This window comes from Methylobacter sp., from assembly GCF_030680395.1.
Lineage (GTDB): Bacteria > Pseudomonadota > Gammaproteobacteria > Methylococcales > Methylomonadaceae > Methylobacter_A.
In genome coordinates, this window is record NZ_JAUXVR010000029.1 from 46,936 (window position 1) to 68,358 (window position 21,423).

Below are 21,423 nucleotides of genomic sequence, written 5' to 3' on the forward strand. Positions count from 1 at the left end.
CCTATGCGCCGCCGTTTAATACTGTTTTTTTTACCTTCTATTTATGCACCTGTCAGCATTGCCAACGAAGCAATCTGGAATTGCGCACAAGATAAGGATAGCAAAGAGTGGGTTTGTGTGGGTGATAAAAAACCTGCGGAGAAAACCAGCGAGGCAAAGGTGCCTGCCAGCACTGAGCCCCTCGGCAATGCTCAGGAGAGTCCTGTCAAAGACGTACAGCCAGCGCCCACAAAGGCCGTTGAAAGTGCTCAGCCGGTCGTAGCAGAGCCTGATCGCGCGCCGGTTGAGGCTGTTGAGACCCAGCAGTCCGTCCCTGTCGAGAAGGCCGCGGCGGAGCTTGGCGTGCCTAAACTTCCAGTTAGTACTGATAGCGATAAAAACACCCGGCAAGTTAGCATGGAGACTAATCCCATCGCTCCGCCTTCGGCCGATACCAATTCAAAAAGACCACTTCAAACTGATGCTAATCGTCCAGGTTGGACCTGCGATGCCAAGGCCGCAGACAAAAACTGGGATTGTAAGTTGGTCGGCGCCGATCCTAAGGGGCAGGCGCGTATTATTGAAACCTCTGAACCCGGCATGAGTTTTCTTACTCCGGCGTTTGACCATAATGAAGAGCTAACTTTTAGCAATCTTAAATCACAATTGAAATACGATCCCTGGCAAAGCTGCACAGCGCCTGATGGTAAAAAGCCCGGCTTTGTGCCGGAAAAGGATTTGAGGGAGGCATCTCCTCTGGATATCGATTCCGATTATGCAGAAATATTCGAGAATGAAATCTACAATTACACCGGTAATGTTGAAATGACTCGTGCGGATCAGCGTTCATTCTCTAATAAAGCAAGTTATGACACAGTGTCGGAGACCTTGGATTTACAAGGTAGTGTTTACTATAGCGAAGATGAATTGGCCTTGCACAGTGAGTCGGCATCCCTTAACTTGGCTTCCGATCAGGCACGCCTCCGGGAAGCCTTGTTTATATCTCCGGCTACGCCGCTCAGAGGTCGGGCGAAAACGATTTATCGGGAGAGTAGTTCCCTGTCTCGATATAAAGAGGTTGCTTATACCAGCTGTCGCCCCGGTAATCAGGACTGGGTTGTGCATGCGAGTGAGCTGAAAATGAATAAAATTAGCGGTCAAGGCTCCGCTAAAAATGCCTGGCTTGAGTTTAAAGGTACGCCTGTGTTTTATTCGCCTTATCTTTCTTTTCCGATAGACGACAGACGGATTTCCGGTTTTCTTGCGCCTTCATTCGGTAATACGCAGCGGGGTGGATTCAGTCTGACAACGCCGTATTATTGGAATATAGCTCCCAATTACGATGCCACTTTCCGACCACGATATCTTGCAAAAAGAGGGGCCATACTGGGTGGAAATTTTGGCTATTTAACAGAGATGACAAAAGGAACGGCAGATCTGGAATTTATGCCTCATGACAGTCTTCGTGATAAGTCGCGGTATCTGGCAGCAATTAAGAATACGACCCAATTTACATCCCATATTAATTCAAACATGGATTTGAATTATGTGTCGGATAAAGATTATTTCTCTGACTTAGGTAATGCGCTTAGCATGTCGACCTACAGTAGTTATCTTTTAAGTCAGGCTAATCTGGGTTATGTTAATAATGGTGTTTCTTTAACAGGCCATGTCGATAATTATCAATCGATTGATAAAGCGATAGCCAAAGAGGGGATACCGTATCGGAGGTTACCGCAGGTTAACCTTAATTTGAACCATTCATTCAAATTTATGCCGTTGACAACCTTGCTGGATGCTGAATATGTGTATTTTCAGCATGATCCTGTAGTGTATGTAACAACAGTGGAGAACGGAGTACCAGTAAGACGTGTAACAAAAAATTGGACCGGAGTACAAAATGAAGTTGATAGCACGCCGGTGAATGGACAGCGAACCAATATCAGGCCGTCAGTCAGTTTCCCATTGCAAACCGCCAGTACTTTTTTAACGCCTAGGCTTTCTTTCCAGTCTACTCAATATTCTCTAAGCAATCCAAGTGGAGGCCCAATAACACTGTCAGGCCAAGTAGTTTCTTCAAGTCAGTCCAGAAATCTGCCGATTTTTTCTACTGATACCGGTCTTTATCTGGAAAAGGACACGAATATTTTCAATAGATCATATTTGCATACCCTTGAACCCAGATTGTTTTATTTGTATGTACCCAATACAGATCAAGACAATATTCCTCTATTCGATACTGCGCCGAATGATTTTTCCTTTAATAGCATGTTCCTGGAAAACCGCTTTAGCGGCCAGGATAGGGTAGGGGATGCTAATCAGCTAACGGCAGCCTTAACAACGCGCTTGGTCGATGCTAAATCCGGCAAGGAAAAGCTAAAGCTCAGCGTGGGTGAGATTATTTATTTTCAGGATAGAAAGGTTATTTACCAGCCTAACTACCAGGAAATTTTGCCGGGCTATTTTCCTAATACCGATAAATTTTCAAATCTGGTAGCTGAGCTCAATGTCGAGCTGACGGATCATGTTTCGGTAGGTTCCGGGACGCAATGGAATCCGCATTTGAGCGAATTTGTCAGGCACAACGCCATGCTCCATTATATTAATGAGCCTGGTGAGGTTGTTAATATGGGCTATCGGTATAGAAAAAATACAACTTATCCGGATTTACTGGGGGCGAGAACTTATGACATTATTCAAAGCGATGTTAGCGTTCACTGGCCGATTTATAACGATTGGTCTGTGGTTGGGCGTTGGACGTATTCATTGCTGAATAATTCAACTCAGGAAAGTTTTTTTGGCGTGGAAAAAGAGAATTGTTGCTGGCGTTTTCGTGTTATTGGACGACGCTGGATTAACAGTATAAATCTTAATACAAGCCCAAATACACCCCAAAATATTCAAAACGCCCTTGCTATCGACGCCACAGGTATAAGTCAGACAGGTGTTTTTCTTCAGCTAGAACTTAAGGGGTTGACAGGTATTGGGGAAAAGCTGGATGAGTTTTTTGAACAGCAAATTTATGGTTATCGGAAACCTCAAGAATGATCAAACAAGAAAACATGAAAAGATTTATTGTTACAGTAATGCTGTGTAGTTTATTGTTCGGCAGCTTTTTAGTTCACGCTGAAATTCTTGATACCATCATCGCTGTGGTTGAAGAGGACGTTATCCTTGAGCGTGAATTACAAAAAGAAGTGGCGGCTATTGAGCAAAGAATACAGCAAAGTAATGCCGCCGTTCCGCCTGTTTATGTGCTGCGTAAGCAAGTACTGGAAAAAATGATTGTTGATAAACTCCAGCGGCAGTTAGCGGAAAAAGCCGGAATTACTGTCAACGAAGAAATGCTTAACAGTTCGGCCTCGGATATAGCCCGAAGAAATAATATGGATTTGGATCAATTCAGGGCTGAGCTGGAAGGACAGGGCATTACTTATCAAAGTTTTTTGGATAATATGCGCAATGAAATCATCATTAACCAATTACGTGGCAGAGAAATAGGCGGACGCATTAAAGTGACTGACCGCGAGGTTGAGCACTACATGGAAACTCAGGATAAAATCGGCGAAGAGTCTTCGCAGTATCATCTGGGGCATATATTAATTGCAGTTAAAGAAGGCGCGTCATCGACAGAAATACAAAAAGCGATGAGTAAAGCCGATGATCTTGTCAAGAACCTGCGAGTAGGGCAAGATTTTACTCAAACAGCGATAAGCGATTCAGATGATGCGAATGCTCTAAAGGGCGGTGACTTGGGTTGGCGCACCATGAGTGAAATACCAACTTTGTTTGTTAATGAAATCAGGCAAATGAAGCAGGGCGATGTGTCCGAACCCATACGCAGTCCGAGTGGTTTTCATATTATTAAAATGATAGAGCTAAAAGGTACGGATAATCATATGATTATCAAAACCAAAGTTCGGCATATTTTAATAAAAACCAATGAGTTGGTTGATGATGCCGAGGCAAATAAACGTTTGCAGGCATTAAAAGTCCGCATTGCTGATGGCGATGATTTTGCTGCACTGGCTCGGGCGCATTCAGATGACAAAGGTTCGGCATTAAAAGGCGGTTTACTTGACTGGGTCAGCCCCGGCGATTTGGTTAAACCGTTTGAAGAAGCCATGGTAAAACTCGGCATTAACGAAGTGAGCGAACCTGTACAGACACAGTTCGGTTGGCACATCATTCAGGTCTTGGGCCGGGAAAATAAGGACGATAGTAGCGAGTTTAAAAAGAACCTGGTGAGAGAGGCTATTCGTAAGCGGAAAATCGAAGAAGAAACAGAGCTCTGGGTGCGCAGATTGCGCGACGAGGCTTTTGTAGAAATTTATCAAGATAGACTTTGAAACAGCGCGGTGCAGTTAGCCCTTTTATATCGGAATGATCACCAATAATAAACATGATTGCACGGCTGCAGGCGATAAGGTTCCAAGGATGAGGGAGGTAGAGCAACGCACGGAAAGAGCGCCAAAAGTAGGCGCTTTAGGCAATGCAGGAACAATTATAATCCAGCCAAGCATTAAAATGGTTCGCTATCGATTGGATGTGGGAAGTAAGCATCAGGTTACGTCCGAAGAGCTTAAAAAAATATTGATTGAAGAGTCTGGAGTCGACAAAAATAATATTAACAATATTAATATTCAGGGTGATTACACGCTTGTCGAGTTGCCCGATGAAATGCCGCAAGATATATTTCTGCATTTAAAGTCGGTAGAAATCAAGCAACATAAACTGGATATAAAACGGGTAAAGGCACGTAATAAAAGACGTAGCAACAACTACGGTCGACGTGGAAGACAGCGTACGCCTCCATCTAACAACAGTGGTTCCGATCAAGCCCGTGGCGTTTAAGCTAATCGAACAGATGCAGGGATAATCGCCTAGATATTGCAGATGTCCAGAGCGGGGCAATTACCGAGGAACAAATATCTGTCCACCAATACTCTACCTCCTGCATCTTACACTCGTAGGACTTTCGCTATACCCCGAATAAGCCTTAATTCCGGGGTTACGCAGTTCGGCCCGGGCTTGGTAGAGTGACTTTTTTCAAGGAGGTCGCTTTGACTTTTCGGTATTTTTGATTAGCCCCTTGACCAGTTTTCCCACACCTGCCGCGCCGTTATTCGGCTCTGTTTAAGGAAGTTGCTCACCACATCGTGACTGACATTGTCAAAATGCTCGGACAAGTTGAAGCAGGAAATTTGCTTTTGGGAAGCCGGTTCGACTGTTGAATCTTTAAAAAATATACCGCCGATTATGGCTGGTTCCGTGTCGTGGTGATAAACCACATCCCCGTGCAGTGAAAATATCAACTACTTCTTTGCCAACCTTAACAAATATCACTCTGTCTTAACCTGCATTGCTTTGCCTCGGTCGTACTTCATGCATCTTTGCAGTTGAAAGAGCGGTTCTGCTGGTAAGCGGTAACGGCAATCATACAAAAAATCAAATTTCATCGCTAAAAATGACAACTGTAAAAAAGCAACCAACGCTGTAAGGCGTATCCGTAGGATGCAATAGCGTAGCGTGTTGCATGGCGAGATTGTCACGCCGCAATACGCGATAAAGCTGCTATTGGGCCCTACGGGCTGATGTTCATGTAGGTAAGGAGCCCTCTTGTTACCACTTAACCGCAGTAAAAGCACGCGACAATACAGCTCTGGCCTCGAACATTGATTTTTTCGTATCTTCGGCGGCGCTGACAGCCTCGGTTTTGGCTTGTTCGGCACTGTGGGAATGATCCTGGATGCGAGCTGAGGCCTCTTGGGCCTGCGCGTGCAATTCCCGGGCATCATCACGCAGCCTCTGCGCATCATCGCGAGCCTGTTCAGCCAAGTTCTGGGCATTTTGAGTTTCGGAAAGTGCTTGTTGCAGTTGTGATAATACAAACTCGGCTTGAGCACGAAGACCCCGTATCCTATCCATCTCTGTTTGCGCTTCACTGCGCTGTTGTTCAATTTCTTGAGCGCGACTGGCTGACTGCTCACTAAACTGGGCTGCTTGAGTGGCGTGTTCCTGAGATTGACTCACTGTCTGGCCGGTCAAATAGGCGGATGCTTGAGCGTCGCTTGCAAACCGAGCTGCTTGTTGTGCCTCATCCTCCGCCTTAATGGCTGCCTGGGCTGCTGTTTGGGCGCTACCGTTTGCATCCTGAGCTGAGGTACCGGTATTTTCAGCCTGTTGTTGGGCCTGCTCGGCACAGTCTTGCGCCGTTCGTGCAGAAGCCTGGCTTTCAGTCGCCGCATGTGCGGCTGTTTCGGCGTGGGTGCGGGCTTGTTGCGCTTCATCCTCTGCCTTGCTGGCTGCCTGGGCCGCTGTTTGGGCGCTGTCATTAGCACTTTGAGCTGCGTTGCCGGCATTTTCAGCATGTGTTTCAGCATGATGGAGAACTAATGCGGCTTGATGAGCATGCTGATCAGCTTGAACTGCGCGTTCTGACGCTGCTTGTGCCTGTCGTTCAGCGGCTCGTTGAGATTGTTCAGCAGATTGACAGAAATCTTCGCAACGGTTTGCCGCCTCTCTGGCGCGTTCAGCTTCTTGATTGGCAATATCGAGTGCATCGGAAATATATTCGGACATGAGCGTTACCTTCTTATTTGGGTAATTTATTATTGTGGTTTAAAGTGCATTGGATTCTATCAGCAAAAGTATTGCCTGAACAGCATCTTGCATTGCCTTGATTTTATCTATTGTTTTGCCTCGCATTGGTCAGGAATTTATCGCCATGTAGCCGGTAGGTCGGGCAAGCAGTTTATGCCCGACATTAATGAGCATCAAACGTAGGGCAACGAAAAGATTACATTGCTGAATTAGCTTAGACAGCCATAAGTTTCTGTTCAAATGCCCCCGCTAGTCCCGTTACGAGCAATCAATGATCACTACGATTGATATTGTGTTGATGCTCAATACCTTCGGTTAAATTATAACCTTCGTTATTGAATAGATCTCCGGTAAAAAACAAACGCATATCTATAATCCAAGCAATTTTTTTTAGCTTATTGTTTTCTATAATAATGATTGAAAGTTTCTGATTGTTATCAATAATCTGACCCACAATTGTTTTTGGATTAGTAGGATCTTCTTTTAGCGCACCAGACACAATACGCTGAGCAGATTCCATTGTCAGCACTGGATTCGTAGTAGGTAGTTCAGCGTTCTTATCATTTTTAAGTGACTGCGCGTTAAAATAACCAATATCATAGACAAGCTTAAACATCAGACCAATCACAATCACGCCACCATAAACAGAGAGGCCAATTTTTAATCGCCTTCTAACGCGAGGATTTGATAGTTTTTTTATAATAACGCGAGTTCTCATATTCATTTTTATTGCGGTTCTATGGCATTATTTACATCTAATTCGGCGTTGTTGAATAAATCAAAATTGGCCCAAGCTCAACATGGTTGTGCAGTTGTAGTGCAATCCGTAGGATGCAATAGCCGGGTAGATTAGGCATGCTGTTTATGTCCGACATCAAGTCAGCGTCACATCAATATGCTTGCCCAGCGCCTTGGCCGCCGCCTCCAATTGATCCAGTCGGGAAGCATGCCTCAAGTCAAACAGCCGATCAACCTGTGGCCCTTTCCAGCCTAAACGACGTGCCAGTTCGGCCTTACGCACACCTTGTATCATCATTTCCCGATAAACGGCCAACTTAATGCCCTCCAGTGCGGAAGGCTTAGCAGTGCGTAAATCAGGACACACGGAAGGTTCCGGCAAAGGTTTTCTGGCATCGACATAAAATGACAAAGCGGTTTCCAACGCGTCAACTGCATTAAGTAAGGCTTCTTCCTCATTCTTGCCGAAAGTAATCGCTTCCGGCACATCGGGAAACGTTACTAATAGTGTGCCATCGTCTGGGGTCAAAATGACGGGATAATTAAACATAGTTGTCCTTTATTTTAAACCAAGTTGACGTTTAATGGCAGCTTCCAAGCTTTTGCCAAGTTCGGTAGCGCCGTGCATGGGTAAAGTAGACTGTTTTCCATTTAAAAATACTTTCAAATGTGAGTCCTTGCCTTTTTGAAAGGTTGTTCCTTGTTGTTCCAGTCATTTTTCATCTGCTTAGAATTCATGGTAAATTATAACACTTCTGTTGTTTTTTTCTTTGGTAAATGGTTATCCATTCATAGTTTCTCATACGCTTTCTCGTCTTTGGTCGGATTAAAAAAAGCGTGAAACTATAGCAACGAACCTTTTTCTTTTCCGATTAGTGTCGATTGCACTTATGAGTTGAATCCGCCTTATTGTTATAATGATAAAAGTGGTGCCCGATCTGTTTTATGGGTAACTTTTTAATTGAGTACATAATTGAGTACATATTTTTAATGAAAGAATCATCAAATGCTCTAAAACATAGCGAATCAAGCATCAATACCGACGCAACAAACATCCAATATATAAATACCCCAGACCAGCTGGCTAAATTGTGTGAACAGATAAAGAAAGAACCCTGGTTAGCTCTTGATACGGAGTTTTTACGGGAAAAAACCTATTACCCAAAGTTTTGCTTGCTGCAAATAGCAACACCGGAATGGGTGGCATGTATTGATCCCATCGCACTACCCTCCTTGGATATCCTTTTTGAAGTGATATACAGCCCATCCATTGTAAAAGTATTTCATTCCAGCAGACAGGATTTGGAGATTTTTTATCAATTAACCGGGAAACTGCCTGAGCCGCTGTTCGATACCCAAATTGCTGCGCCGTTGCTCGGTTTTCAGGAGAATCCGGGTTATGCGATGCTGGTTTCCAGCCTGTTAAATGTAAATTTAAACAAAGCGCATACACGGGCAGATTGGAGCAAGCGGCCGCTGATAAATGCAGAAATTCAATATGCTGCGGATGACGTGATTTATCTCTGCAAGATTTATCAAATGATGTTGCAGAAATTAGCCGAACTGGGACGAATCGATTGGCTGGAACGTGACTTTGCCGAGCTGGCAAATCCGGATCTTTATGAGGTAAAGCCTGAAAAAGCCTGGTTGAAAATAAAAGGTAAAAACAAACTGACCGGCAGGCAATTAGCCATTGTTCAAGCCTTGGCCGAATGGCGGGAAAAAACCGCGCAGTCTGAAGATCGACCCAAGAGTTGGCTGTTGCGTGATGAGATGCTGTTCGATTTAGCCAAACTGCAACCGGAAACAGTGAGCGAATTAGCCAATGTTCGCGGCATTAATGAGCGTGCGGTTAATCGTTATGGCGCAGAACTGTGTCAACTCATTACGGCCGCCAAAAATCGTGCGCCGATACCCTTGAATGAAAAAGGTCGGCCTGCTAAAAAGACTCAGCAGCAGGAAGCGATACTGGATATTTTGACCGCACTGGTCAGAATTCGCGCCGAAGAAAACGCATTAAATCCAATTATTCTTGCGACACGTAAGGATTTGGAAGTGCTGTTGTTCAATGACGATGATGAGTGTCCGCTATTGCATGGCTGGCGTTTTGAAATGGCCGGCAGGGAATTAGTCGGCTTGTTAAAAGGCGAGTTATTACTCGGGATTGAATCTGACAAGCTGGATATTATTGAAAAGAAATCTTTGGCATAGTTTTGTGAATTAGCTTTTAAAATCAGACATGGATGTACAACGGCGCAACAAGCAGATACCTATACTCACCAACTTGCTTTAAAGGGTTGATTTTATAGATATATTGAAGAGCTAGTAACCCACATCAAAGTTCCCTTGTAGTCTAACCCTGACTATAGGGGAACGTATCGTTCAGCTTTTATCCCCTTTAATAACCATCAGTTGTAGCCGTCAGTAAGACTAAAAAACAACAGCGCGGCAATAGATTGACAAATGTTGTTGTCAGCCCTGCTTTCTAATATTGTGTTTTAACACGCTAAGCTGATGCTTGCTGCGCTTGGTTGTCATATAATGCGCGTTTTAGTTTTTTATGTTCCCATAAGGAAAGTTAATATGAAGAAAATCATTTTGTTTGTTTCAGTTTTGCTGTTCTTTTTTACTTCAATAGCCAGCGCTCATGGCCCGGTGCGCCAAAAAGCCGAAGAGAAAATCACCATCAATGCGCCTGCTGAAAAAGTCTGGGCTCTTATTAAAGACTTTGGCGATATGTCCTGGCATCCCGATATTTTTAACACAACCATTACAGGCGGCAATACAAAAGGCGCGGTCCGTGTCCTGACCTTAAAAGACGGCGGTACAATTACCGAAGAGTTAAAAAAGTATGACGACAAGAAAATGTCTTATGCCTATAAAATCACTGAAATGAGTTCATCTAAAACTATCACTCATGCCGGTGCCGAAGAAAAAGTTCCTGCGTTACCTGTAAATGATTACGCAGCAAGCATCGAATTAGCCGATAAAGGCGGTAAGACTGAAGTTATCTGGAAAGCCGGTTACTACCGCGCCTACATGAACAACAATCCACCGGAAGAAATGAACGAAGAAGCCGCCAATACAGCAGTGAAAGCCGTTTTGGAAACAGGCTTGCTTAATCTGAAGAAATTGGCTGAAAAGTAAGGTTTAGCAGTGTTTCCAGTGAGCTACCGCCGCGCCAGTTCCCTGATGGTGTGCGGTATGCGCACCATCCTTGGCAATAAGGCTATGGCGATTTGCATCGCTATAGCCTTTTTATCTCCACCGCTTGCAGCCCAGCCTTTTGCTTACAGGGACGTAAGCAAGGGGCGTGAGCTGGGAGCGGCAAGCTTTGCCTACATCAGCAATCAATTGGACGATAGCGTGTCTGTTATCGATACGGCAACGGGTCGTGTAGTCGATACCATTGCTGTTGCCGGTAAACCGGCTGGCGTTGCGGTTGCACCTGACGGCAATAAAGTTTATGTCAGTACGCCGGAAGCCAAAGGCTTTGCCGTTGTCGATACTCAAAAACGCGAAGTCATCGCCAACGTTGCTGTAAATGACGGCACATTGGGTATTGCTGTGGGACCGGACAGCAAGCGGATTTATGTGGCAGACTGGTACAAGAACACCGTTTCGGTTATTAATGCGGACAGTCTGCAGGTAATTAAAACGATTGGCGTCGGCGAATCGCCATCAGGCTTGGTTGTCAGTCCCGATAATCGCTGGTTATATGTCGCCAACCGGATCAGTAATTCAGTTTCCCAGATCGACTTGAAGACATTGACGGTCAAGAAAACCGCACAGGTTGGTACGCACCCGTTTGGACTTACTATTGATTCAAGAGGCGAACGCATTTATGTCGCCAATGTAAAAAGCGATGATGTAACGGTTGTGGAAACGGCAAGGATGAAGCCTATTGCTACCGTAAAGGTCAATATGTTGCCTTATGCAACAGCACTGGCGCTTAACGACAGCCGCCTGTTGGTGACTAATCAGGATGACGGTTCGGTTTCTGTGATCGATACGGAGACGCTAAAGGAAATCGCCCTGATTACTGTGGGTACCAAACCCGAGGGTATCAGCACCCATCCGGATGACCGGCATGTCTACGTGGCTAACTGGTTTGACGGCAATGTTTCGGTAGTCGATGCCAGAACCCTGAAAGTGATCGATACTATTCAAACCGGCGAAGGCAGTCGTGCCTTTGGGCAGTTTATGAGCAAATGATTATGAATAAGCAATAAATAATTTTTTGTAGGGGATTTAGAGCTATGGCCATTAAGGATAGCTCCCCTACAGCCTAACTATTTGAACAATCCCGATTTATTTCGCATTGTTAATGCAAAGCTCATCACAAGCCCCCCAATATAAATGCCGTCACCAAATCAACTCATCGCTCCCCTACCTTATTTTTCCGACAGTGCAGAACTGTTTTCCGCCTGCGTAGATAAAGCTTGGGCCGTTTTTCTGGATAGCGGTTTTCCTCACAGCAATCAGGGTCGATACGATATTATTGCGGCCGAGCCGGTATGCACCTTAATCACGCATGGCGAGATTACCGAGATTACCCGTAACGGCGCGACACTAAAATCAACTAAAAATCCGTTCGATTTAGTTAAGCAACAGCTTTGTTCGTTCCCGGATTTTAAGCTGGAAGCGGGTCTTGACGATTTGCCGTTCAACGGCGGCGCCATCGGTTATTTTGCCTATGATTTAGCCCGCCGACTGGAAGCGCTGCCGACTATGGCCGAAGATGCAGAGCATATTGCCGAGATGGCGGTAGGGATTTACGAGTGGGCCGTCATCGTCGATCATCACCGGCAAAAAAGTTATCTGGCAGGGCATTGCAATCAGCAAAAATGGCAAGCTTTGATCAAGCAGTTCAGCCAACTATCGGCAAGACAGGATCATCATGAGTTTAAGGTCGTCAGCGAGATTAAGTCCAATATGGACAGGGATTCTTATGTTCGTGGCTTTAACCGGATCAAGCATTACCTTAAGGAAGGCGACTGTTATCAGGTGAATCTGGCGCAGCGGTTTGTAGCCGATTGCGAGGGCGATCCGTGGGTAGCCTATCAAGCCTTGCGTAGATTAAATGCAGCCCCGTTCAGTTGCTATCTTAATCTGCCCGAAGTGCAGATTTTAAGCTCATCCCCGGAGCGTTTTTTAAAACTGACCGATGGCGTTGTCGAGACCAAACCCATTAAAGGAACGCGGCCGAGAAAGCAGGATTATGCGGAAGATCAGCAGCAAATAAAAAACCTGGAAGCCAGCAACAAAGACCGGGCGGAAAACCTGATGATCGTCGATTTGCTTAGAAATGACATCAGTAAAACCTGCAAGAACGGTTCAGTCAAAGTGCCGAAGTTATTTGATGTGGAAAGCTACGCCACCGTGCATCATCTGGTCAGCACAGTAACCGGCATACTGGCTGATAATCAGCACGCACTGGATTTGTTAAAAAGCTGCTTTCCGGGCGGATCGATTACCGGCGCACCCAAAATCAGATCCATGGAAATCATAGAAGAGCTTGAGCCCAACCGGCGCGGCATTTATTGCGGGGCTATCGGTTACATCGGTTTCAATGGCAATATGGATACTAATATCGCTATCAGAACACTGGTGCATTCGGAAAACACCATCCGTTTCTGGGCCGGTGGCGGTATCGTCAACGATTCCGTAGCAGAAGAAGAATATCAGGAAAGTTTTGACAAGGCGGCAGCCATGCTCGATTTGTTGCAGAGATTTACGGTAAGGTGATGCACAGTTTAATCGTCGTACGAAGGTAGCGTGATTATTATCAAACTGGGCGGTAGTCTGTCCCGCTCGGATACCCTCGTTAACTGCCTGAGTGCGGTGGAAAAAAACTATCAGGGCAGGGCGGTGGTTATCGTCCCCGGCGGCGGCGCGTTTGCCGATCAGGTTAGATTAGCGCAACAACAGTGGCAATTCGACGATACCACCGCGCATCACATGGCTCTCTTAGCCATGCAGCAAATGGCCTTGATGTTTAAAGGGCTTAAACCGGATTTCTCTATTGTCCCGTCTGTCGAGGCGATTCAAAACCAACTGGACCGGCAAAAAACCGTCATTTGGTCGCCGGATATTATTGAACTTGATAACGCAGGTATTGAGGCAAGCTGGGATATAACCTCAGACAGCTTGGCGGCATGGTTGGCCAAGACACTATCGGCAACCGAACTTATCCTGATAAAGTCAGTCGCTATTGATACCCGCCTTAGTCTTAATCAACTCGCAGAACAACATATAGTCGATAAAACCTTTTGTGAATTTGTCGCGAAGGCCGGGTTTAAAGTACACATCGTTAATGCCCGAAACTATGGGGCTGGAATAATTTTAATCTAAGCCGTTATTCCGGCAGGGAATCACTCCGGGCTATCCTGCCCGGAGCCCTTCGGGTAAATGCAAATCCGTTCCAGACGGATTTGTGCCGGAATCCACGACTGCATGGACAGGAAATGATCCAGTCATTTCTCTGCATTCCCCACATTCATGTAACTTAGCAGTTGCCGAGAACACATGGATGTGAAAAGAAAACTAAAAGGATCTTCATGTTAAATGTTTGGCAAAAAACCTGCATAAAAATAGCCGAATGGTTTTTGTTGTGGATTGTAGCAGGCTGCTTGTGGGCATGGTGGCAACCCGAAGCGTGGATATGGTTCCAGCCTTACATCACAATCGGGCTGGGTGTGATCATGTTAGGCATGGGCCTGACCCTGCGGCTGTCCGATTTTTCAGAAGCATTGCGTATGCCGAAAATTATCGCTATCGGCGTTTTGGCACAGTTTGTCATCATGCCGCTGGCGGCTTACTTTTGGGCAAAAGCCATGGATTTGGAGATAGGTTTGGCGATAGGCTTGATACTGGTCGGCTCCTGTCCCGGCGGCACCGCATCCAATGTAATTTGTTACCTGGCGCGTGCCAATGTGGCCTTGAGCGTCCTGTTGACCATGTGCTCCACTTTCGCCGCCGTAGTAATGACACCGTTACTGACCCAATGGCTGGCGGGCTCCTACTTGCCGGTTGACGGTTGGGGCTTGTTTCGTTCGATGGTTCAGGTGGTATTGATCCCTTTAATCGCGGGATTGTTAATCAATACTGCGCTGGATCGAATACAGCAGCATAAACGCCACACCGTGCGTGCCGCCATACATACAGTCGGTCCTGTCGTCAGCATCGCAGTGATTGTGCTGGTGGTGAGCAGCATTGTGGCGGGCAACAAAATGACGATTGAGCTGGCTGGGCCAAAATTATTCTGTTCGGTTTTTTTACTTCACACCACCGGCTTTGCCTTAGGTTATTTTGTGATGCAGTGGCTGGGTTACGGCAAGGCAGAAAGCCGCACCGTATCAATCGAAGTGGGCATGCAAAACAGCGGACTTGGCGCATCGCTGGCTAAAACGCATTTTGCCGATATGGTGATGGCTCCGGTTCCTGCCGCGATTTCGGCGGTATTTCATTGTTTGATTGGTAGTGCGCTGGCGGGGATTTGGGGTAGAAAAAGATAGCTGCCTTAGATGTCTTGATTTGTGTATTTTTGTGTATAATTAAAATATGAACAGCAAAGACGTGATTAAGCGGTTAGTTCAAGAAGGCTGGATAAATGTGGGCGGTAAAGGCGACCACATCAAATTCAAGCATCCGGATAAGCACGGTCATGTGGTCGTGCCGCATCCACGTAAAGACGTGGCGTTAGGCACATTAAGAAATATTTACCGGCAAGCCGGTTGGGAGTGGCAATAATGTTATATTCAGTTTATGTGCATTTGGGCGATGATAAACACGCGCATGGCGTGACCATTCCCGATTTTCCGGGTTGTTTCTCGGCGGCGGATGATTGGGATTCGTTGCCGGCTAACATTCAGGAGGCTATCGAATTGTATTGCGAAGGGGAAGATATGGACATTCCCGTACCGACCCCGCTGGAACAATTGGTATCCCGCCCGGAATATGAAGGCGGAGCATGGCTGCTGGTGGATGTTGATGTTTCACGTTTATCAACCAAGCCGGTACGAATCAATATTTCCTTGCCGGAAAATTTGGTGCAAAACATCGATAGCTACGCCAAGTCACATCATCTTACCCGTTCCGGTTTTTTGGCGCGTGCGGCGTTGGCGGAAATACAAAAAGGGGGGGCGTAACTTAGCCTGCGTTGTTTAAGCGTTGATGTGCCGGGAATGCATGTTATGCCGAGCATTCTCATGTTTTAACAGGCAGGTAGATTTCGGGTTTGCCAGCCGCTGTTTCAGCATCGGATGTCTTAAATATATCGGGCAACGCAAAGCTGTTGCCCGAGCTATCCGTCCGGAAATGCGGTATTTTACAATAATAAGCAAGAGTTGAGGTTGTGGTAATGTCTCGAAAGAAAAAGATTTTAGTTGTAGTTGGGGCTGGTGCTTCAATAGATTTTGGAATGCCCTCAGTAACAGAAATCAATAAGTTGTTTATCAAATGGGCAAAAGATGAGTTCCCCCTAGCTAGCAATCAGGACGATAACCTTTATTCATTTTTTGAACGAGAAATTGAGAGATATAAGAGGGATCATTTAGCTGGCCACCTTAGGACATGCACTAATTTCGAAGAGGTTTTATATAATATGTACCTCATGCCAGCTTTTTACCCCAACGGAGTTTTTACCTCGTCGATTGGAGCTTTTCTAGGGGTTAGGAAGTTACCGGATATTCGTTATCTTGGCTGGCACAGAACGACTGATTCTCATGTTTTAGGGAGGCTAGCAGAATATTTAATTGAATCATTGCTTAAAGAATTTAGAAAGAGATGCCAAGAAGTTGATAAAAATAAAACAGCTCAATGGAATGACTTTTTGACCAAACTAGACGAAGATTTTGAGTTAGCTATTGTTAGCCTTAATTACGACAATCTTGTGTACCAAGCGTTATCTTCATTGAATACAGGATTCGACCCAGTTGCCAAATTGTTTAAACCAGAAATGATTTGGCAACGCAAAAGTTGGCGATGCTTATTACACCTTCACGGTTCGGTACATTTTGATTTTTGGGAGGGTTTGCGATGGATAGACGATTTAGCTAAAACTTATAACCCAGATTTGGGGGAAGCCAGAGGACGTTCTTCTATAAATACCAAAGAAGGGGCGGTTTTTCCAAGTTCTGAAATTGTGGCTGGATACGGGAAGTTGTCGCGACTATCAAGCCAGCCATTTAGAACGTATTATGCGGAACTGGATAGATTAGTGCATGAGTGTGAAGGGGTTTTATTTCTGGGTTACGGCTTTGCGGATAATCACCTGGACCAAGCATTTTCAAATTTTCGTAACGATCCTAGACGTCCCGTGGTCGTTATAGACAAGGCTAATGGTGACACCATGACGATTCGATCTTCATATGATGTGTCGCCTACTGCTAAATCCGCTGTGCGTCTTTTTTGTAAAGACCCTCTATCAATGAAATGGCTCGATAATGATTTTTCAGAACGGGTTGAACGGTTAAATGAAATAGATGAATTTGAAAGTTCAAATGATCCAAACATACCTTTATCTATTTGGTATGGCGGCATGCAAAAGGCATGCTGTAATTATGAAAAAATTAAGCATATTCTTACCAGCTAGCCCTGTTTGTTGGGCATGCTGTTTATGTTCGAAATTCTCTTGTTGTTGCCGTTCCCACGCTCCGGAGACTGTGAAAGTATTCATGTGGGAAGGGCTTTAGCCTCGACCTTCGGGGCTAAAGCCCTTCCCACGATTAATAAAACAATGATTTACAAGTCACTAAAATATTATGTGTCATATTTCAAGAATACTTTCACAGTCTCTCCGGTGTGAGAACGATAATCTTCGGCCGGTTTGTTTTGAGTCAATGGAAACATATATGTTACTATGAGCTACCAAATCAGAGAATTATTGCTTTCCGATGGAAAAAGCCCCTATGCCGAATGGTTCGCTTCGCTGGATGCTTTGGCTGCTGCCAAGGTTCGGGTAGCTGCTGCCCGCATGGAGCAGGGCAATCTATCCAACGTGGAGTGGTTTCGGGGTATTGGTGAATACAAAATAGATTGGGGCCCAGGCTATCGCATTTATTTAGCAAAAGATGGCTTAAAAATCATCATATTGCTGGGCGGCGGAAGCAAAAAGAGGCAACAGCAAGACATTGATCAGGCTGTCTCACTGTGGGAAGACTACAAACAACGTAAGTTACAAACGCCAAAAAGGTAGGTGAACTATGGCATTGACTCGTGATTTCAAAGAAACTGTTGCTGCACGTGTGCAGACTGATCCGGCTTTTGCGCAAGCACTATTGGATGAGGCTGTGGCTCTGTTTTTCAATGGTGAGCCGGATACAGCCAAATTGATCCTGCGTGACCTGGTGAATGCCACTATGGGTTTTGAATCACTGGCAAAAGACATTCACAAACCGGCCAAGAGTTTGCACAGGATGCTTTCCAAGTCAGGCAATCCGACGATGAGTAATATCTCGGCGATTTTTGTCGCCATTAAACACGCGCTCAAGGTGGAAATCCATACCTCCGTGGTAAATGCCTGATTGATAAAATTAGCCAAAGCCGAGCATGACTCGATGACCGCCAAACAACTACTGGAGATTAAACATGCCCTCGACAACTAAACCAATGACCGACAAAGAACTGGAAGCCTTCGAAGATGGACGTGATTTTCACGCCGACTTGTTGCAGTCCATTCATGAAATGAAGGCCGGACGCGGCACAGTGGTTCACTCCCAAGCGATTGCGGCACGCACAGCCTCAGGCCTGTCGCAGGCTCAATTTGCCGCGCTGTTGGGCGTTTCGGTGCGCACCCTGCAAGAGTGGGAACAGGGTCGCCGCAAACCTACCGGTGCGGCGCAGACACTGCTGCGTGTGGCAGTGGCTCATCCGGAAATGTTGCGTGAGTTAGTGGCTGGATAAAGAGAAGAGCCGCTCCTACTTCTTCGCATATTCCCATCACTTAAAAAACTGCTTCAAATACTCACCAGTATGCGAAGCCACATTCTCGGAAACCTGCTTAGGCGTCCCCTCGGCAACCAACGTTCCGCCGCCATCGCCGCCTTCGGGCCCCATGTCGATAATCCAGTCTGCGGTTTTTATTACATCCAGGTTGTGTTCGATGACGATGACGGTATTGCCGTGATCGCGCAGGGTATGCAGCACAGTCAACAGTTGCTTGATGTCGTGGAAGTGCAGGCCGGTGGTCGGTTCATCCAGTATATATAGGGTTTTGCCGGTGTCGCGTTTGGACAGTTCTTTGGCGAGTTTTACCCGCTGCGCTTCGCCGCCGGACAGGGTGGTCGCGTTCTGTCCCAGAGTGATATAGCTTAAGCCGACCTCAACCAAAGTCTGTAGTTTACGGGCCAGCACCGGTACCGGTTTGAAAAATTCGGCCGCATCTTCTACGGTCATGTCCAGCACTTGGTTGATGGTTTTGCCTTTGTAGCGTATCTCCAGCGTCTCCCGGTTATAGCGTTTGCCGCCGCAACTGTCGCAATGGACGAAAATGTCCGGCAAAAAATGCATTTCGACTTTAATCACGCCGTCGCCTTTGCAGGCTTCACAGCGACCGCCTTTGACGTTAAAACTGAACCGGCCGGGCGAATAACCGCGCGAACGTGCTTCAGGCGTCGCCGAGAACAATTCGCGTATCGGCGTGAACAGGCCGGTATAGGTGGCCGGATTAGAGCGTGGCGTGCGGCCGATCGGGCTTTGGTCTATATCGACGACTTTATCGAAATGCTCCAAACCTTCGATTACATCGCAGGGCGCGGGAATGACGCCGGCACGGTTGATTAACCGTGCCGCATGACAATACAAGGTGTCGTTGATCAGCGTCGATTTGCCGGAACCTGATACGCCGGTGATGCAAGTCAGCAAACCGATAGGGAAAGAAATGTCGACATTTTTCAGGTTATTGCCATGTGCATTGCGGATGACGATCTGTTTATCTTGATCGACAGGCGTTAGTTTTTCAGGCACGGTAATGCCGATTTTTCCCGATAAATACTGGCCGGTTAACGAGTCCGGGTTGTTGATAATGTCATCCAGCGTGCCTTGCGCGATGATTTGCCCGCCATGCACTCCGGCGCCGGGGCCTATATCGACAATATGCTGCGCCGAACGGATCGCATCCTCATCATGTTCGACCACGATAACGGTATTGCCCAGATCGCGCAGGCGAAACAGGGTGTTAAGCAAACGTTGGTTGTCGCGTTGATGCAGGCCTATCGACGGTTCGTCCAGCACATACATCACGCCGACCAGACCTGCGCCGATTTGGCTGGCAAGGCGAATGCGTTGCGCTTCGCCGCCGGAAAGCGTATCGGCGCTACGATCCAGTGTTAAATAGTCGAGGCCTACATTGACCAGAAACTCCAGCCGCTCCTGAATTTCCTTGACGATTTTTGCCGCAACTTCGCCGCGTTTGCCGGTCAGGTTCAGGTGCTTGAAAAAGTCCAAGGATTTGCGGATAGGGAAGCGGGTCAGATGGTGTATCGGCAAATCTTCAACAAACACGTTTCTGGCCGACACGTTAAGCCTTGCGCCCTCGCAAACGTTACAGGGTTTTTGGGATAAATATTTAGCCAGTTCTTCGCGTACCATCTGCGAATCGGTCTCGTGATAACGCCGTTCCATATTGGCGATGATGCCTTCAAAACTATGGCGTTTCTTTTTGACTGATCCTGCTCCGGTCATGAACTTGAATTCAATGGCTTCATGGCCGCTGCCGTAAAGAATAACAGCCTGATGTTCTTTGGACAGCTCGGAAAAAGGCGCTTCCGGGTCGAAGTTATAGTGCTTGGCCAGCGAACAAATGATTTGATAATAATAGGCGTTGCGTCGATCCCAGCCGCGAATCGCGCCTCCGGCAAGACTGATGTCGGGGTTATGGATAATCAGGTCGGGATCGAAATGCTGGCGCACGCCCAAGCCGTCGCAACTGCTGCATGCGCCTTTGGGATTGTTGAACGAGAAGATGCGCGGTTCCAGTTCGGACAGTGAGTAGCCGCAATGAGGGCAGGCGTAGCGCTCGGAAAACATCAATTCGCTTGCGTCATCGATGCAGGCGGCGATGGCGATGCCGTCGGCAATGCGCAGAGCGGTCTCGAAAGATTCGGATAAGCGCAAGGCGATATCTTCGCGGATTTTAAAACGGTCGACGATGACCTCGATAGTGTGTTTCTTTTTTAAATCCAGCACCGGCGGCTCGTCCAGGTCGTACACCGTGCCGTCGATCCGGGCGCGGATGAAGCCCTGGGCGCGCAGGTCGTCAAGCAGCTGGATATGCTCGCCTTTGCGGTCGTTGACCACCGGAGCCAACAGCATCCAGCGCTGGTCTTGAGTTTGCGAGAGCACATGGTCAACCATCTGGCTGACGGTTTGCGCTTCCAGCGAAGCCTGATGCTCGGGGCAACGCGGCGTACCGGCACGGGCATACAGCAGTCTTAAGTAATCGTAGATTTCGGTGATGGTGCCGACGGTGGAACGCGGGTTGTGCGAAGTGGATTTTTGTTCGATGGAAATAGCCGGTGACAGGCCTTCGATGTGGTCGACATCGGGCTTTTCCATAATCGATAAAAACTGGCGGGCGTAGGTAGAAAGGGATTCTACATAGCGTCTTTGGCCTTCGGCATAAATGGTGTCAAAGGCCAGCGATGATTTACCCGAACCGGAAAGCCCGGTGATGACGATGAGTTGATCTCTGGGCAGGTCAAGGTCGATATTTTTCAGGTTATGGGTTCTGGCGCCACGAATGCTGATCGTATCCATTAAATAATTCCGGCAATTTAAACAACCATATAATATACGAGCAAAGCCGTATTAACACAAACGACGCACGCTATTGCAAGGCAGCCTGAAAGGCTTTTTTGTCGTTCAACATTACACAAGGCGCAGACCGGATGTTGCCGGCTTGTGCTCAAACAGGCTTATTCCTTTTGCTTTGGATTGGTAATAAAGCCGATTTTCATAACCCCGGCGCTTTGTGCTGCTGACATGATCCCGGCCGGTTTCCGGTACTACGGTGTAGCTCGCTCGGCGCGTAAATGCAATTCGGGTTGGTTTTTTTTGCGCCTCCGCCACCAGTCGCGAGGCAAGTTCCGCTTCTACAAAGAA

Annotated in this window: 19 protein-coding genes; 15 read left to right on the forward strand and 4 right to left on the reverse strand. The window is 46.7% G+C overall.

From position 1 onward, the window contains the following. Positions 1-3: 3 nt before the first annotated feature. The 3 genes from lptD to Q8L79_RS12620 are packed head-to-tail and all read left to right on the forward strand — an operon-like array spanning position 4 to position 4,833. Positions 4-3,027: an LPS-assembly protein LptD gene (gene lptD, locus Q8L79_RS12610; RefSeq protein WP_305271787.1), complete on the forward strand. Its 3,024-nt coding sequence runs from the start codon at positions 4-6 to the stop codon at positions 3,025-3,027. Continuing rightward, on the forward strand, positions 3,024-4,328 hold the full coding sequence (locus tag Q8L79_RS12615; RefSeq protein WP_305271789.1) for a peptidylprolyl isomerase: 1,305 nt from the start codon (positions 3,024-3,026) through the stop codon (positions 4,326-4,328). Before lptD ends, Q8L79_RS12615 begins: the two co-directional genes overlap by 4 nt. Before the next feature lie 34 nt (positions 4,329-4,362). Further along, positions 4,363-4,833: a DbpA RNA binding domain-containing protein gene (locus Q8L79_RS12620; RefSeq protein WP_305271791.1), complete on the forward strand. Its 471-nt coding sequence runs from the start codon at positions 4,363-4,365 to the stop codon at positions 4,831-4,833. A 768-nt stretch (positions 4,834-5,601) separates the two neighbouring features. Here the strand turns inward: Q8L79_RS12620 and Q8L79_RS12625 are convergent. The 3 genes from Q8L79_RS12625 to Q8L79_RS12635 form a co-directional block, all read right to left on the reverse strand. Next, the gene (locus Q8L79_RS12625) at positions 5,602-6,561 is read right to left on the reverse strand and encodes a hypothetical protein (protein WP_305271793.1); all 960 of its coding nucleotides are present in this window, start codon (positions 6,559-6,561) and stop codon (positions 5,602-5,604) included. A gap of 289 nt (positions 6,562-6,850) precedes the next feature. Next, a complete protein-coding gene (locus Q8L79_RS12630) occupies positions 6,851-7,306 on the reverse strand; it encodes a hypothetical protein (protein WP_305271795.1) in 456 nt (151 codons plus the stop codon). Between the two features lie 150 nt (positions 7,307-7,456). After that, entirely contained in the window at positions 7,457-7,870 is a 414-nt protein-coding gene (locus Q8L79_RS12635) for a type II toxin-antitoxin system HicB family antitoxin (RefSeq protein WP_305271797.1), read from the reverse strand. 440 nt (positions 7,871-8,310) lie between these two features. Here Q8L79_RS12635 and rnd point away from each other — a divergent pair, with 440 nt between their 5' ends. From rnd to Q8L79_RS12695, 12 genes are all read left to right on the forward strand, one after another. Continuing rightward, a complete protein-coding gene (rnd, locus tag Q8L79_RS12640) occupies positions 8,311-9,531 on the forward strand; it encodes a ribonuclease D (RefSeq protein ID WP_305271798.1) in 1,221 nt (406 codons plus the stop codon). A 372-nt stretch (positions 9,532-9,903) separates the two neighbouring features. Continuing rightward, positions 9,904-10,467 carry an SRPBCC family protein gene (locus Q8L79_RS12645; RefSeq protein ID WP_305271800.1) on the forward strand — a complete coding sequence of 188 codons (564 nt, stop codon included), beginning with the start codon at positions 9,904-9,906 and terminating at the stop codon, positions 10,465-10,467. An 18-nt stretch (positions 10,468-10,485) separates the two neighbouring features. Further along, the gene (locus Q8L79_RS12650) at positions 10,486-11,535 is read left to right on the forward strand and encodes a YncE family protein (protein ID WP_305271802.1); all 1,050 of its coding nucleotides are present in this window, start codon (positions 10,486-10,488) and stop codon (positions 11,533-11,535) included. Between the two features lie 144 nt (positions 11,536-11,679). After that, entirely contained in the window at positions 11,680-13,068 is a 1,389-nt protein-coding gene (gene pabB, locus Q8L79_RS12655) for an aminodeoxychorismate synthase component I (RefSeq protein ID WP_305271804.1), read from the forward strand. A gap of 30 nt (positions 13,069-13,098) precedes the next feature. After that, positions 13,099-13,674 (forward strand): uridylate kinase, encoded by a 576-nt coding sequence (locus Q8L79_RS12660; protein ID WP_305271806.1) that lies wholly within the window; start codon positions 13,099-13,101, stop codon positions 13,672-13,674. Positions 13,675-13,880: 206 nt separating this feature from the next. Continuing rightward, positions 13,881-14,837 carry a bile acid:sodium symporter family protein gene (locus tag Q8L79_RS12665; RefSeq protein WP_305271808.1) on the forward strand — a complete coding sequence of 319 codons (957 nt, stop codon included), beginning with the start codon at positions 13,881-13,883 and terminating at the stop codon, positions 14,835-14,837. 46 nt (positions 14,838-14,883) lie between these two features. After that, positions 14,884-15,072 (forward strand): type II toxin-antitoxin system HicA family toxin, encoded by a 189-nt coding sequence (locus Q8L79_RS12670; RefSeq protein ID WP_305271811.1) that lies wholly within the window; start codon positions 14,884-14,886, stop codon positions 15,070-15,072. After that, positions 15,072-15,470 (forward strand): type II toxin-antitoxin system HicB family antitoxin, encoded by a 399-nt coding sequence (locus Q8L79_RS12675; protein WP_305271812.1) that lies wholly within the window; start codon positions 15,072-15,074, stop codon positions 15,468-15,470. The genes Q8L79_RS12670 and Q8L79_RS12675 overlap by 1 nt, the downstream gene beginning before the upstream one ends. A gap of 212 nt (positions 15,471-15,682) precedes the next feature. Further along, positions 15,683-16,915 (forward strand): SIR2 family protein, encoded by a 1,233-nt coding sequence (locus Q8L79_RS12680; RefSeq protein WP_305271814.1) that lies wholly within the window; start codon positions 15,683-15,685, stop codon positions 16,913-16,915. 267 nt (positions 16,916-17,182) lie between these two features. Beyond that, positions 17,183-17,518: a type II toxin-antitoxin system RelE/ParE family toxin gene (locus tag Q8L79_RS12685; protein WP_305271816.1), complete on the forward strand. Its 336-nt coding sequence runs from the start codon at positions 17,183-17,185 to the stop codon at positions 17,516-17,518. A 7-nt stretch (positions 17,519-17,525) separates the two neighbouring features. Continuing rightward, positions 17,526-17,846 (forward strand): DNA-binding protein, encoded by a 321-nt coding sequence (locus tag Q8L79_RS12690; protein WP_305271818.1) that lies wholly within the window; start codon positions 17,526-17,528, stop codon positions 17,844-17,846. 64 nt (positions 17,847-17,910) lie between these two features. Further along, on the forward strand, positions 17,911-18,225 hold the full coding sequence (locus tag Q8L79_RS12695) for a helix-turn-helix domain-containing protein (RefSeq protein WP_370869960.1): 315 nt from the start codon (positions 17,911-17,913) through the stop codon (positions 18,223-18,225). 36 nt (positions 18,226-18,261) lie between these two features. On the opposite strand, the gene uvrA is transcribed toward Q8L79_RS12695, so the two are convergent. Then, entirely contained in the window at positions 18,262-21,078 is a 2,817-nt protein-coding gene (gene uvrA, locus Q8L79_RS12700) for an excinuclease ABC subunit UvrA (RefSeq protein WP_305271820.1), read from the reverse strand. Positions 21,079-21,423 lie beyond the last annotated feature (345 nt).